At 37.6% G+C, this 13,863-nt stretch carries 13 protein-coding genes; 1 reads left to right on the forward strand and 12 read right to left on the reverse strand.

The window, feature by feature from the left end:
* Positions 1-2: 2 nt before the first annotated feature.
* Complete coding sequence (gene mnmE, locus BCR26_RS12185) at positions 3-1,400, reverse strand: tRNA uridine-5-carboxymethylaminomethyl(34) synthesis GTPase MnmE (RefSeq protein WP_069699269.1); 1,398 nt, start codon at positions 1,398-1,400, stop codon at positions 3-5.
* 268 nt (positions 1,401-1,668) lie between these two features.
* On the opposite strand from mnmE, the gene BCR26_RS12190 reads away from it, so the two are divergent.
* Positions 1,669-2,010, forward strand: a complete 342-nt coding sequence (locus BCR26_RS12190) for a hypothetical protein (RefSeq protein WP_069699270.1) — start codon at positions 1,669-1,671, stop codon at positions 2,008-2,010.
* Positions 2,011-2,335: 325 nt separating this feature from the next.
* Here BCR26_RS12190 and BCR26_RS12195 read toward each other — a convergent pair whose 3' ends face one another.
* The 11 genes from BCR26_RS12195 to BCR26_RS12245 all read right to left on the reverse strand — a co-directional run bounded on the left by BCR26_RS12195 (position 2,336) and on the right by BCR26_RS12245 (position 13,641).
* Positions 2,336-3,022, reverse strand: a complete 687-nt coding sequence (locus BCR26_RS12195; RefSeq protein WP_069699271.1) for a class II aldolase/adducin family protein — start codon at positions 3,020-3,022, stop codon at positions 2,336-2,338.
* Positions 3,023-3,045: 23 nt separating this feature from the next.
* Positions 3,046-4,323 (reverse strand): amidohydrolase, encoded by a 1,278-nt coding sequence (locus BCR26_RS12200; RefSeq protein WP_069699272.1) that lies wholly within the window; start codon positions 4,321-4,323, stop codon positions 3,046-3,048.
* A 14-nt stretch (positions 4,324-4,337) separates the two neighbouring features.
* Positions 4,338-5,300 (reverse strand): ABC transporter permease, encoded by a 963-nt coding sequence (locus tag BCR26_RS12205; protein WP_069699273.1) that lies wholly within the window; start codon positions 5,298-5,300, stop codon positions 4,338-4,340.
* A gap of 2 nt (positions 5,301-5,302) precedes the next feature.
* Positions 5,303-6,433, reverse strand: a complete 1,131-nt coding sequence (locus BCR26_RS12210; protein WP_069699274.1) for an ABC transporter permease — start codon at positions 6,431-6,433, stop codon at positions 5,303-5,305.
* Positions 6,430-7,962: an ABC transporter ATP-binding protein gene (locus BCR26_RS12215; RefSeq protein ID WP_069699275.1), complete on the reverse strand. Its 1,533-nt coding sequence runs from the start codon at positions 7,960-7,962 to the stop codon at positions 6,430-6,432. Before BCR26_RS12215 ends, BCR26_RS12210 begins: the two co-directional genes overlap by 4 nt.
* A 17-nt stretch (positions 7,963-7,979) precedes the next feature.
* Complete coding sequence (locus BCR26_RS12220) at positions 7,980-9,128, reverse strand: BMP family lipoprotein (protein ID WP_209591849.1); 1,149 nt, start codon at positions 9,126-9,128, stop codon at positions 7,980-7,982.
* Positions 9,129-9,147: 19 nt separating this feature from the next.
* Positions 9,148-9,900: an SDR family NAD(P)-dependent oxidoreductase gene (locus tag BCR26_RS12225; protein ID WP_069699276.1), complete on the reverse strand. Its 753-nt coding sequence runs from the start codon at positions 9,898-9,900 to the stop codon at positions 9,148-9,150.
* Positions 9,893-10,345, reverse strand: a complete 453-nt coding sequence (locus BCR26_RS12230; protein WP_084387128.1) for a cupin domain-containing protein — start codon at positions 10,343-10,345, stop codon at positions 9,893-9,895. The genes BCR26_RS12225 and BCR26_RS12230 overlap by 8 nt, the downstream gene beginning before the upstream one ends.
* Before the next feature lie 31 nt (positions 10,346-10,376).
* The gene (mtnA, locus tag BCR26_RS12235) at positions 10,377-11,414 is read right to left on the reverse strand and encodes an S-methyl-5-thioribose-1-phosphate isomerase (protein WP_209591850.1); all 1,038 of its coding nucleotides are present in this window, start codon (positions 11,412-11,414) and stop codon (positions 10,377-10,379) included.
* Between the two features lie 689 nt (positions 11,415-12,103).
* Positions 12,104-12,838, reverse strand: coding sequence for a GntR family transcriptional regulator (locus BCR26_RS12240; RefSeq protein ID WP_069699278.1), 735 nt, complete (start codon positions 12,836-12,838; stop codon positions 12,104-12,106).
* 68 nt (positions 12,839-12,906) lie between these two features.
* Entirely contained in the window at positions 12,907-13,641 is a 735-nt protein-coding gene (locus tag BCR26_RS12245) for a nucleoside phosphorylase (protein WP_209591851.1), read from the reverse strand.
* Between the last annotated feature and the right edge of the window lie 222 nt (positions 13,642-13,863).

Consider the following 13,863-nt stretch of genomic DNA (forward strand, 5'->3'; position numbering starts at 1 on the left):
TTCTATTTTCCTAAACAAAATTGGCTAAATAACTGGGTAATCAGTTCATCTTGCACACTATCTCCAACAATCTCACCTAAAAAATCCCAACAACGCGTCATATCAATTTGCACTAAATCAACGGGCATTCCTGCTTCAATCCCTTGGATCACTTCGTTTAGAGATAGAGCCGCTTGATCCAATAACGCAATATGACGAGTATTTGACACATAGGTCGCATCTTTTTCTCCTGTTTCGCCACCAAAGAATAAATCAGCAATTTTCAATTCTAATTGTTCCATCCCTGTACTAGATAAGACAGAAACCGGTAAAATTTCTTCATCTGGAACAAGCTGTGTTAATTCTTCACGATTCAAATTAGAAGGTAAATCCATTTTGTTTAGCAAAATAATTCGTTTTAATCCTTCTGTTGCTGCAATCAACTGTTTGTCCTCGATTGTTAGAGACTCATTTTGATTCAACACCAGTAAAATAAGATCAGATTCTGCCAATGCTTTGCGGCTTCTTTCCACGCCAATTCGTTCCACAATATCTTCTGTTTCTCGAATCCCAGCTGTATCAATCAGTTTCAAAGGAACGCCACGAACATTGACATATTCTTCAATCACATCACGAGTCGTTCCAGCAATATCGGTGACAATCGCTTTTTCTTCCTGTAATAAGTGATTTAACAAACTAGATTTCCCAACATTTGGTCGTCCAATAATGGCTGTATTTAAGCCTTCTCGTAAAATCTTTCCTTGCTTGGCAGTCGTCAATAAGCTTTCAATTTGTGTCTTCACAAATTGTGCTTTTTCCAACAATAATTTAGTCGTTAGTTCTTCCACGTCATCATATTCAGGATAATCAATATCCACTTCCACTTGCGCCAACGTTTCCAAAATTTCCTGTCTTAAGGAACGAATTAACGTCGACAAGTTCCCATCTAACTGATGCAACGCAACACTCATTGCTTTATCTGTCTTCGCTCGTATCAAATCCATAACAGCTTCTGCTTGGGATAAATCCATCCGACCATTTAAAAAAGCACGCTTGGTAAATTCCCCTGGTTCTGCTAAACGAGCCCCTTCTCTTAAAAGCAACTGTAATAGCTGATTGACCACCACGATACCACCGTGGCAATTAATTTCGACAACATCTTCTCTCGTAAAAGTTTTCGGTGCACGCATCACAGAGACCATGACTTCATCCAATAAGTTGTCATCTTTGGGGTCGATAATATGTCCATAATGAATCGTGTGTGTGGTGACAGTCGTTAATTTTTTACTACCCGAACGATAGACTTTATCCGCTATCTCAATCGCTTGATCGCCACTTAAACGAACGATACTGATGGCTCCTTCACCAGGGGGGGTAGAAATTGCAGCAATTGTATCAAACTCTAGGGTTACTTTTTGCATGATTAGCATCCTTTCCATCTTAAGTATTTATTGCTATGTACAAATCAAAACTACAAAAAAAGCGCCCACTCCACCCCTGTCTTCTTCAGGTTGGATTTAGCACTTTCACTGCTTAAACTCCGATTAATTTCTGGAAATAGAATAGCATATTTTATCCTTTTTGGCAAACAGCTTTATTCATTCCTTCTTTTAGTATAACTTTGCAATTCCTCACTAATGGAAGTAAAATAGAGTTAGTTACAGAGCAAAAATTAGGGGGCTGTTTGTTATGAAACGTTTTAACGAAGAACATAATACACCAGAAGCAATCGAAAGCCGAATTCAAAAGATTCCTTTATCAACAGGGAATGTCAATCGAAAATATATTGTGCGAGACATTGTTTTTGCTACAGATAGAGTGGAAGTTGATTTGTTTTCTACAGAAACAAATGCCAATGAAGTCTTTAAAGGGGTTAGTCGCCAATTAAGAAAAATGGCTTATGACTATGAAGCAGATGCCGTGATTAACTGTTTATTTGAGCAACAACTCGTTGACTACGGAGGAAAAAAAGTTGTAGAGATTTTTGCTTACGGAACGGTCGTTCAATTTAATCAAACAACGATTGGATAAGCTAAAATTCGAAGTTAAATAGTCACCTATGGAGTTATATTAAGAGCTTCATTATTCTAATTTAGGCAAAAAAGGAACAGAAGAAATTTTTTCATTTCGGTTGCTATCCGTTTTTTTTGAGAAATGTCTATCAAAGTCAGACTAAAAAAAGTTTCTTTTAAATAAAAAGACTGTGAATCGTAAAATCCCTTTGATTCACAGTCTTTTTTTATTTTAAAATCTAGCCTTGTAAACCATACTTAGACTCTTTTTATTTCTAAGCTAGTTCTAAATAACTTACTTAAAAACAGATAAGCAACAACCATTCGACTTTTTATCTAAATCCTTAATCATTCCCTTCAGGCCGACCACCTGTTGAAACACCTAAACTTTCACGAATCGCAATAACCTCGTCAATTTGCTGCTTATTTAGCCCTCTTACTTGATTTAAAATACTCCCTGTATACATGGTTAATTTAGCATAATGTTCCAATGACTCCATGCGGTAATAAGCTTCTGTTAAATCTTTCCCCCATGTCAATGCCCCATGATTTGCCAATAAAACAGCATTGTATTCTTTACAGTAAGGGGCAATCGAATCAGGAACTTCTTGGGTTCCTGGCTTTGCGTAAGGAGCAAGTGGCACAATTCCTAGCGTCACAATCGCTTCAGGACATAGCGGTTTATCTAAAGGGATACCTGCAATTGCATAAGAGGTAGCGACTACTGGATGGGCATGACAAACGGCTTTGACCGTTGGATTTTCTTGGTAAACTCTAAGATGCATTTTTACTTCTGAAGAAGGGCGTGCATTATCGGATAGCAGCTCCCCTTTCAAATTCATTTTAACAATCATATCTGGTCTTAAATATCCCTTACTAACGCCTGTTGGGGTGCAAAAAATAACATCTTCTTCCGTTCTAATGGAAATATTGCCATCATTGGCAGCCACAAAACCACGATCATAAATTCTGCGACCAATTTCACAAATCTCTTGGCGAATATCCGATTCTTTTTCATAATTTACTACCATTTTGCTACTCCTCTCATGAGCTTTCAAGCCTTCATTCGTTGAATGATTTCATTGGCTTTTCGATAAATTGCTTCTGCATCAATTCCGGCATGAAACTGACCATCTTCGTAAACAATTTTTCCATTAATCATCGTTAATTTCACATTATCTTTACTTCCGCTATAGACAATATTTTTAGTGATATGATTCAAGGGCTGCATATTCGGTTTATGCAAGTCAATCACAACTAAATCCGCTAATTGTCCGCTTGCTAAAGAGTCACATTCTGTTAAATTCATTGCTTTAGCACTTCCTCTAGTAGCCATTAACAGCACATCGTCTCCAGCCACCTGATCCGCTCCTGAACGAACTTTTCCTAACCCGCTGACTAAAAACATTTCCTTAAACATATCCAAACTATTATTACTTGCTGGTCCGTCTGTTCCTACCCCAATGTTAATTCCCGCATCCATAAAATCTGAAATCGGTGCAATTCCGCTAGCTAACTTTAAATTGGCACTACAATTCAAAACAATTGATACGTTTCGTTTCTTAAAAATCTCAATATCTTCTGCTGTTAAATGAACCCCATGATACCCACCACCGCCAAAATCAAAAAGACCTAATTGATCTAAGAAAACAGCTGGTGTAACACCATGACGCTGAATACATTCCGCCACCTCTCTTTGGGTTTCAGAAATATGAGTATAAATTGGCGCTTGATATTGGTGGGCTAAAAATGCTAACTCTTCTAACAATTTTTTTGAACTAGTATATTCTGCGTGAAAACCCATTTCATAGCGAACTAGTCCCGTATATTTTTCTTGGTTATTTAATTCTAGATAGGCTTGCTCAACCTCTGCAACAGACTGATTAAAATCACTTAACCCACTTAAAATAACTGTTCGCATACCTGTATCTTCAGCAGCTTTGGCAACTTTTTCAGGATGAAAATACATATCAAAATTTGCTGTGATGCCACTGGTAAAATATTCTAAATTTGCTAACTTAGTTAAATGATAAATATCGTCTGGCGTTAGCTTTTCTTCCATTGGAAAAATACTTTCTGTCAACCATTCTTGTAAGGGCTGATCATCTGCTAAAGACCGTAAAAAAGTCATTGCAGAATGAGTATGGGCATTCTTAAAACCAGGCATCAATAAATTACCTTGTAAATCAATCTCTCGATCCCAAGAGATAGTCGTTTCCTTAGGAGAGCCAGCATAAATCACTCGATTTTGCTCGACCCAAAGCTCCCCTTGAACAACGGATAAATCTTTTTCCATAGTTAAAATGAAACCATTATAAAAACGAGTCTTCATTGTCTGATTCACTCCTAACGTTTTCCTTTATCGTAAACTTCCCCTAAAGCGGAAGGTGCTTGATTCTTTTTAGAGAAGAAAACTAATAGCAACAGTGTTAGAACGTATGGTAAGGTCATGATAATATCTGAATAGGTGCTAGGTAATTTCAACGCTTGAACAACTTCATACCCACCAGATCGAGCAAAGCCAAAAAGAAGACAAGCCCCTAACGTTGGCACAATTTGCCAATTACCAAAAATCATCGCAGCAATTGCTAAATAGCCATAGCCAGAATATAATGCAGCAGAGAAATTAGCTGAAATCGAATAGGCAAAACTAATCCCCGCAAGTCCCGCTAATGCTCCCGATACCAATACCGCGATTAAACGGACTTGACTAACACTGACACCTGCTGCATCAACTGCGTGAGGATTTTCACCGCATGCTCTTAAATGCAACCCAAATCGTGTTTTATACAAGACATACCAAGCCAATAGCGCTAATAAGACAATAATCAGTTCAAAAGGATACATCCCTTTAAAGGCCGCCCCAATGATAGGGATTTCTGAAAGTAACGGAAGATTGATTTTGTCAGACACAGTTAATACGAATTTATCCGATGGAATATGGAAAATCGTTTTATTGATTTGTTTCGTTAAAAATGAAGTAGCTGCTAATGCTAAAATATTTATCACTACCCCACTAATTACTTGGTTTGCTTGGAAACGAATACACAGTAAAGCATGAATTAGAGAAAAGAGCATTCCAAACAAAATAGCTACCACAATTGCTAAATAATAGGCTTGTCCTGACGCTTCTGCTCCCAATTTTTGCGTAATCGCTACGGCGACTAAAGCTCCTCCAAAAGCACCGAACCCTTGGAGTCCTTCCAACGCTAAGTTAGTGACACCACTTTTTTCACTGTAAATACCGCCGATTGCCATTATAAATAGTGGCAATGCGAAAGATAGACCTTCCCTAATCATATTTTCCATAGTTACTGGTCTCCTTTCTCAACAGTTAGTTCTGATTTCCAATTAGATACTTTATATTTAATGTAAGCACTACATGCACTAAATAAAAGAATAACAGCCGTAATCACAGCGGCAATTTCAGCTTCAATACCTGTCGTAGAACTCATATACGTACTTCCTTTACTTACGGTAGTAATGAAGAACGAAGAAAATAAAATGCCGATTGGGTTGTTATTCCCTAATAAAGCAACTGCGATGGCTTCAAAGCCCATCCCCGGCAATACTTTCGGTTGAATCGAACCAAAATAGCCTAGATAATATGACACTCCTGCTAAACCAGCTAAGCCTCCTGACAAAATCATTGTTGTGATGATACTCTTTCCGATGTTAATGCCTGTATATCGAGCTGCTTTTGGACTTAATCCAACTGCCTTCAACTCATAACCTACCTTTGTCTTATCCATCATAATTTTAAGTAAAATGGCCATTAAAATCGCGAGAAAAATCGCCAATGGCAAATCGACTTTTAAACCAAACAACGCTTGATTTTTCAGTGTCAACCTTGCTGCTGCGCTAATTTCTTTCGATTGTCTCGATACAGGATTGATAAACTGAGTGGTAATGAAAAAGCTGATAATGTACTGAGCAATGTAATTAATCATAATTGAAGCAACGACTTCATTAATGTTAAAGCGATATTTCAACCAGCCGATCAAGCCACCAATTAGTGCTCCAACAACTACTCCAACGACAATTACCAAGGGCTTTGCTACAATCCCAGGTAAGTCACTATAGCCAATCAAAACCGTTGCCACAAAACCAGACGTAAGCATCTGGCCTGATACACCAATATTAAAAATTCCCGCAACTAGAGCCACAGACACAGCTAAAGCTGCAAAAATCATAGGGGCTAAACTATCTAAGAAACTAAAAAAGTCAGTCAACATGCCTTTACTACCGGCATAACTAGCTTTAGGCAGTAACCCTGAGCCTTGCAATAAATTTTTATACGCCTCTAAAGGATTATTCCCTAAAATTGCAATGATGATTCCACCCAAAATAAGTCCTAGTAAAATAGCGAATAACGGGATGGCTAAAGCCTGTGTTTTCTCATTACCAAGTACCTTTACAAAAAAAGATTTTATTTTTTTCAATGGCTTTTTACCCCCATCATATATTCTCCGACTTCACTTTTACTTAATTTTGCAGCAGCTTCGATTTTTTGCAACTTACCACTACAAATCACGCCTATCGTATCGGCTAGATTCATCACTTCTTCTAATTCTAGCGAAATTAATAAGATGGCCTTGCCCTTGTCTCGCTCTGCAATAATCTGTTTGTGAATGTTTTCAATAGCTCCGACATCTAATCCGCGAGTCGGTTGAACGAAGATAACTAGGGAGCTATCTTGTTGAATTTCTCGAGCAATGATTGCTTTTTGTTGATTTCCGCCACTCATTGAACGAGTAATCGTTTTAACTCCTTGACCGCTACGAATGTCATATTTCTTTATGTAGCGCTCACTAGTCTGTTTAAATTCAAACGGTTTAAGTAGTCCATGCTGACAATAAGGCTCTTGATAATAGTTTTTCAACAATAAATTGTTCTCTAATGAAAAATCTAACACTAGACCCACTTCATGACGATCTTCTGGAATATAAGAAATCCCTGCTAAAATTCTTTCCCGAATTGATTTTTTTGAGAGTTCAACTCCTGCTAAAGTAATTGAACCTGTCGAGATTTCCGCTAAACCAGTAATTGCATCCCCAATTTCAACTTGACCATTTCCCGAAACCCCTGCAATAGCGAATATTTCTCCTCCTCGAATAGAAAAGCTGACATCATCAACAACTGGAAAACCAACTTCATTTTTTACCGTGATATTCGCAACGTCTAAAATTATTTTCCGAAAATTTGCAGTTGATTTTTCCATTGTTAAAGAGACTTCCCGCCCCACCATCAATTTGGACATCATTTGGGTTGACGTCTTAGCGGTTTCTACAACAGCCATTAATTCACCCTGTCTTAATACCGCGCAACGATCCGCTACTTGTTTAATTTCTTCCAGCTTATGTGTAATCAGGATAATCGTTTTTCCTTCCTCACGCAGTCCTTGAATAATCCGCAAGAAAAAAACAATTTCTTGCGGGGTTAAGACCGCAGTTGGTTCATCAAAAATCAAAATTTCAGCCTCTCTGTACAACATCTTTAAAATTTCCACTCGTTGTTGAATCGACACATTCAAAGACTCAATTTTTTTGGTGGGTTCCACTTCCAATTCATGTTTTTTAGACAGTTCTAGGACTTTTTGATTGGCTGTTTTTAAATCGACTTTAGGAAAAATTCCAGCTACTTTTTTGATTGGTTCAATACCCATTATGATGTTTTCCGTCACCGTATAATTCTCAACTAATTTAAAATGTTGATGAACCATCCCAATATTTAACTCAGTCGCATATTTAGGAGAGGCAATGACTTCTTTTTTCCCACGAATAAAAATTTCTCCTTCGTCAGGTTCATACATGCCGAAAAGCATACTCATGAGAGTAGACTTTCCCGCACCATTTTCTCCTAAAATTGCATATATTTCCCCTTTTTTTATCTGAAGTGTTACATTGTTGTTTGCAACAATTCCAGGAAATCGCTTGGTTATATTTTTCATTTCTACGATATACTCTGACACTTCAAGGCCTCCTATCTCTACAAACCAGGGAATTTTTCTGGTGTAGCATCACTGAAATTAGTTGGTGGAACAATTTCCCCTTTTTTAACTAATTCATAAATTTCGGCTAGCTTTGCCAATGTTTCTTTAGATAATTGCTGACGTCCTTCTGCTTTGACATAGCCTGTTGAATCTGTTTCAGCCGTTAATAGTTCATTCGCTCCTTTGAACTTTCCATCTTTAATATTAGTGAGCTGCTTATCAACGTTAACACTCATTACTTTGAGTGCCGAGGTTAAGATAATATTTTCACTACCATTTTTACCATCATCAAATTGATCCACATCACAGCCAATCACTTGAACATTTTTTGCTTCTTTAGCAGCTGTGAAGACACCATTTCCAGAGCCGCCTGCCGCTACAAATAAAACATCGACACCTTTATCTATCAGCGCTTTGCCTACCACTTTGCCGGTTGCTTCATCCGCAAAATTACCAATATAATTCCCACCAACGTTTTTATCATTAACATCCGTTCCAGCATAAGAAGGAAGAGAAATCGCCTCTGCTTTTGTTCCAAAATGTTTATTCGCATAGTTCACTCCTGCTTCAAATCCAAATTGATAATTAACATTTGTTGGGAAAGCAATGCCATTCACAACAGCTACTTTATTCGTTTTTGTTTCTAAAGCCGCTGCGACACCGGAAAAGAAACCGCCTTCATTTTCAGCAAAAGTCATCGCATAAACATTGTCATAGGTTTGTTCTTTTCCTTCACTATCAGCTGGGAAGGTATCAACTAAAATAAAATCAGTTTCTGGATTTTCTTCAGCAATTGAACTAATTCCTGCAAATTGAAAACCACAAGCAACGATGACATCATAGTCTGCAACAATATCCGCAACGGCTTGAACAGCCGCATCTGGCGCACCCGTTTCTTCTTTAACTGGCGTTACTTTTGCATCTGGATTATTTTTAATAAACGTTAGAACACCGTTATAAATTTCTTGATTAAAGGAACCATCATCTACTCCAGAAGGACTACTGACAATCGCAATTTTTAAATCTTTGCCCTCTTTGTTATCGACTTTAGCTGCTTTTTTCTCTCCCCCACCACAAGCAGCTAAAAAAAGAGCTGCTCCCATGACCAACGTAACATAGATAAATTTCTTCATTTTCAGATTCATTTTTATTCTCCTTTTATTTTTAATTATTGATATAACCGCCATCTACCACCAACGTATGACCATTTACATAAGCACTTGCCTCAGAAGCTAAAAAGGCAACTGGCCAAGCAATATCTTCTGGATTTGCCCAGCGTCGTAAGGGAATTTGCGCGGTCACCTCAGCCATAGCCACTTCATTTTCTTGTAAGCCTTTCGTATTGGCTGTTTTTGTAAAGCCCGGTGCTACAGCGTTGACATTAATATTATACTGACCCCATTCATTAGCTAGTGCTTTTGTTAGTCCTACAATCGCATGCTTTGTCGCTGCATAGGCTGCAACCTCATACGAACCAATAAATCCATGAATCGAGGCTGTATTAATTATTTTCCCACCACCTTGTTGAATCATCTGTCGACCAATTTCTCTAGATAATATATAGGGAGCTTTCATATTCACATTGAATGTTAGATCGTATTCACTATCTAACATATCTAAAGTGGATCCTACCTTAGTAACACCTGCATTGTTGACCAAAATATCAATCGTTTTAACTTTTTCATGCACTGTTGAAACAAATTCAATGACCTCTGATTCTGAAGAAAGATCCACAACGAAACCAGAAAATTGTTTCCCGTTCTTTTCGACTACTGCTTTCACTGCTGCGAGATCACTATTTGCTACACCAATAATATTGGCGCCATTGTAAGAAAGAACTTTTGCAATTTCAAAACCAATTCCTTGGCTTGCGCCTGTTACTAGTGCGGTTTTTCCTGCTAAACTATAACTATACATTTTCTCCCTCCCTGTAGTCTGCTTCCCGAAAGCCTGGAACAACAATACAATTGACTAAAACATCTTGCTGAGAAACGGGACGAGCGGTCTGCCATTGACCGCCTTTTACAAGCAGATGGGGAAGTTCTCCTTTTGAAAGATTTCCGCCTAAGATGATTGTTTTTTCAACTTCTGGTGTTTCCCCAACACCACCTAGCGTTAATTCTACAGAACCTCCTGCTCGCCAAATCCAAATTTCATCGGAACGAACAGTGTGCCACTTGGAGACATCTTCTGGTTTTAATAAATAATAAATCATTGAAGCAGCTGGACGATTTCCTTGGTAGTCACTTGGTAAAGCATCTTCTGGAATCAAAACTTCTGAAAAATATTCTTCCGATACATAGCCCCCTTCATTTAGCCGTTCTACCATGTTAAAGTAGTATTCATAATCTAGGTTTTCCACTTTGCTCCCTCTCTTTTCTCAACTGAATACTTTAAAATAGTTTTGCGATTTCTTCTTGATAATTTCCTTTTAAAACTCCTTTTTCAGTAATAATTGCAGTGATTAAGTGATTTGGTGTCACGTCGAAAGCTGGATTATAAGTTTTCACTTTACTAGGAGCCGTTTGATTACCGAAACCGCAAATAATTTCTTCAGCACCACGTTCTTCTATAGGGATCTCAGCGCCCGTTGCCGTTTCTACATCAATTGTGGATGTCGGACACGAAACATAGAAGGGAATATTATGTTCCTTTGCTAAAATTGCTACGCCATAGGTGCCAATTTTATTGGCTACATCACCATTAGCCGCCACTCGATCACACCCAACAATCACCGCATCTATTTTGCCCTGTCCCATCACCATTGCAGCCATATTATCTGTAATTAAGGTTACATCAATACCTGCTTTCGATAATTCCCAAGAGGTTAAACGAGAGCCTTGTAACAAAGGACGTGTTTCATCAGCATAGACTTTTAAATGAATTCCTCTTTCTTGACCTAAATATATTGGAGATAAAGCGGTTCCATATTCAGAAGTAGCCAAAACACCCGCATTACAATGCGTTAAAATAGTCATTCCATCTTCAAAGAGAGTTAAACCATTTTCCCCTAACTGTTTACAAATTTTTATATCATCTTGTAAAATGTCGTGTGCTTCTTTTTCAATCAGAGCTTTCAGATCACTGACAGAAGCTGACTGGTTTTCTTTAACTAATTTTTCCATTCGATTTAAAGCCCAGAACAGATTAACAGCCGTTGGTCTTGAGGTAGCTAAATAACTGGTGACTTTAAAAAATTGTTCCGAAAAATCAGTGTAATCAACCGCTTCAATTTGATTGGCACCCAAGGCTGCTCCAAATCCAGCCGCAATACCGATTGCCGGAGCTCCTCTTACACGTAACTGAACAATGGCTTCCCAAAGGTCTTCCAAATTATCAATTTTAAGATAAACTTCCTCTGTAGGTAATTTTGTTTGATCTAAAATAATAACTTCTTTTCCATTAAATGTGACTGGGGTTACTTGAAACAAAATAAATTCCTCCTTTTTTCCTTAGCGGTCTTACTTTTTTCGATGCTGTCCTATCTCTTTTCTAGACTTGATTCTACGATTCTTAAAACAAATGTAGTTGAAAAATAATATCTTGGTAAAGTTATAAATTTAGTAAAAATTCAAAATCAAAGCGCTGGCAGCACACAAGCGACTGCGTTCTTCGTGATTCACAGCAATTCCCCCGTTGCTTTAAAGGCTGCTTGTACTTGATAATGATACTTCTCTGTTTGTTAGAAAAAATTTGTAAAAAATAATGAACTATCTCAAAAGTAATTTGAAACTTTGTCAAGATACTAGTGTTCTATAAATGAAAGATACTAAGCATCGTTTTTCCCTCTAGTTTATTCAGTTTTCAAAAAAGAGTTTGCTTCCAAAGTAACAGCGGAGCTACCAGAAGCTGGTGCCAGTAACCGTGCCAAGAATCCAATGTGACTTACTTGGGCTTACCATCTATTTAGCCCAATTTTGAAGCTTGGAAGCTCTGAAACCTGATCTTTGGGTTCAGAGCGGTTCCACGGTTTTCTACTGATACCAACCGCTGGCAGTGGAGCATAGTTCCCCTTTTTTTAAACTGAAGGAGCAGGATAGTCTAATTTAGTTTATACAACACTCTGGCATTGGTTTGTATATGCAGTTTAGTATCGTGGTTTTTTTTTAGATTCACTAGTTTATCTTCTACGAACCACTCTAAATTTCATAAAATCATTTAACATAAAGCTCTTTCCGTAAAAAATCGGACTATTTTCTTCGTCATAAAATAATTGTTCAAGAATTTGAATAGCTACTCCAGCTTCAATTTCTAATATTTCCGCAATTTCTTCGGCAGCATTTTCAGCATAGATAGTGCAATTTGATGTAACTATATTGATTTTACAACGCGCAATAAAATAAGCTAAGATCGACTGTTTTTTATACGTATCAAAATCTGCTAAATCAATATACTGTTCGGGTATATACAAAAAGTCCAGAGTAAAAGGGACATTTTCCATATAGCGAACACGTTCTAATCCATATAATTTTTCATTTAAATTCATATTTAAAGAAGCTTTAATTTTAGTATCTTCTACTGGTTCTAATTTTTTTATGATCTTCGTTTCAATCTTATAGTCATTTTCTGTCACAAAATCAGTAATACTATCTAGTCGCTCTAATCCCGGCTCAAGTTTGATGGCATTTTTTGCAACAAAGGTGCCAATTCCATGTTTCCGATTAATGTACCCATCATTTGCTAGTCTTAAAAGAGCTTCTCTTAAAATTGGACGACTAACATTTATTTCTTTTGATAGCTGAACTTCTGACGACAATTTTTCGCCTGGTTTTAAATGTCCTTTTTCAATTTCATTTTTTAATAGTTCGTATGTTAAATCTGCTAATGTTTGTTTTTCTAAATTCATATGATTCATAAGGTTAGTCCTCCAGAGGTTTTATTTTCATTTTACCATTGACTGACTAACTTTTCTGATACTCCTTTTTACGATTCTTCATTTGCTAAAGTCCTTAAGGCAATCTGAATTTCTTTTTCTACCGCTAGTGTCACTTGATCAACATGGGGATCATAATCGGTCATATCTGAATAGGCATACCCATCTAATGCAAAAATTCCAGCAGCTGCAATACCACGCATTCTGGCAATAACATACAGGGAGGCTAGTTCCATCTCTGCTCCAAGTGCCCCAGCTTTCTTATAAGTTAAATGAGGAAAATCTATGACCCCTGGATAAAAGGCATCTAGCGTGACAATTGTACCTCTCCGATAGTTAACCGCCTCTTTTCTTGCTTCTTTTTCTACTTTAAGAACGAGTGACAAATCACCAATCGCTGGCATTCCTGAAGGGACCAATTGATGGGTTAATCCCTCTTCTCTAACAGCAGAATCCGCAATGATTAAACTACCTGGTGGTAATGATTTCGTGTAAGAACCAGCTGTGCCTACACGAATGATTTCTTTAGCACCAGCCTTAATAAGTTCTTCAAAACAAACAGCAGCCCCTGGGCATCCTACACCATGACTCACAATCGAAATAAATTTTCCATCATAGTAGCCATTTATGACCCGATATTCTCTAAAAAAAGAGAGCTCCTGCGACTCCTCTAACAAATCACCAATGTATTTTGCTCGACCAGGATCGCCACAAACAATCACTTTTTCAGAAATCGTACCAACTTTGATTTTCGTATTAGGCAAAATCATTTGTTCTTCTTTCATAAAAACGCCTCCCAATTTTTAAAGGTCAGACCTCTTGACCATAAATTACCATTTAAAGAAAGCGCTGTCAATCTGTTTTTTAGAAAATATTTCTTACTTTAAGCAGGAATCGTGACAAAACAAATAATCGAGTAGGAGGCTAATCATTAATTGATTAGCCGACCTCTCACACCACCGTACGTACGGTTCTCGTATACGGCGGTTCAACTTTACATCACCTGT

It is taken from the genome of Enterococcus rivorum (assembly GCF_001742285.1).
GTDB lineage: Bacteria > Bacillota > Bacilli > Lactobacillales > Enterococcaceae > Enterococcus_L > Enterococcus_L rivorum.

What these genes read in the sequence shown, in the direction of transcription:
- mnmE (WP_069699269.1), bottom strand. Translation starts at nt 1,400, where the DNA reads ATGCAAAAAGTAACCCTAGAGTTTGATACAATTGCTGCAATTTCTACC.
- BCR26_RS12190 (WP_069699270.1), top strand. Translation starts at nt 1,669, where the DNA reads ATGAAACGTTTTAACGAAGAACATAATACACCAGAAGCAATCGAAAGC.
- BCR26_RS12195 (WP_069699271.1), bottom strand. Translation starts at nt 3,022, where the DNA reads ATGGTAGTAAATTATGAAAAAGAATCGGATATTCGCCAAGAGATTTGT.
- BCR26_RS12200 (WP_069699272.1), bottom strand. Translation starts at nt 4,323, where the DNA reads ATGAAGACTCGTTTTTATAATGGTTTCATTTTAACTATGGAAAAAGAT.
- BCR26_RS12205 (WP_069699273.1), bottom strand. Translation starts at nt 5,300, where the DNA reads ATGGAAAATATGATTAGGGAAGGTCTATCTTTCGCATTGCCACTATTT.
- BCR26_RS12220 (WP_209591849.1), bottom strand. Translation starts at nt 9,128, where the DNA reads ATGAATCTGAAAATGAAGAAATTTATCTATGTTACGTTGGTCATGGGA.
- BCR26_RS12225 (WP_069699276.1), bottom strand. Translation starts at nt 9,900, where the DNA reads ATGTATAGTTATAGTTTAGCAGGAAAAACCGCACTAGTAACAGGCGCA.
- BCR26_RS12240 (WP_069699278.1), bottom strand. Translation starts at nt 12,838, where the DNA reads ATGAATCATATGAATTTAGAAAAACAAACATTAGCAGATTTAACATAC.
- BCR26_RS12245 (WP_209591851.1), bottom strand. Translation starts at nt 13,641, where the DNA reads ATGAAAGAAGAACAAATGATTTTGCCTAATACGAAAATCAAAGTTGGT.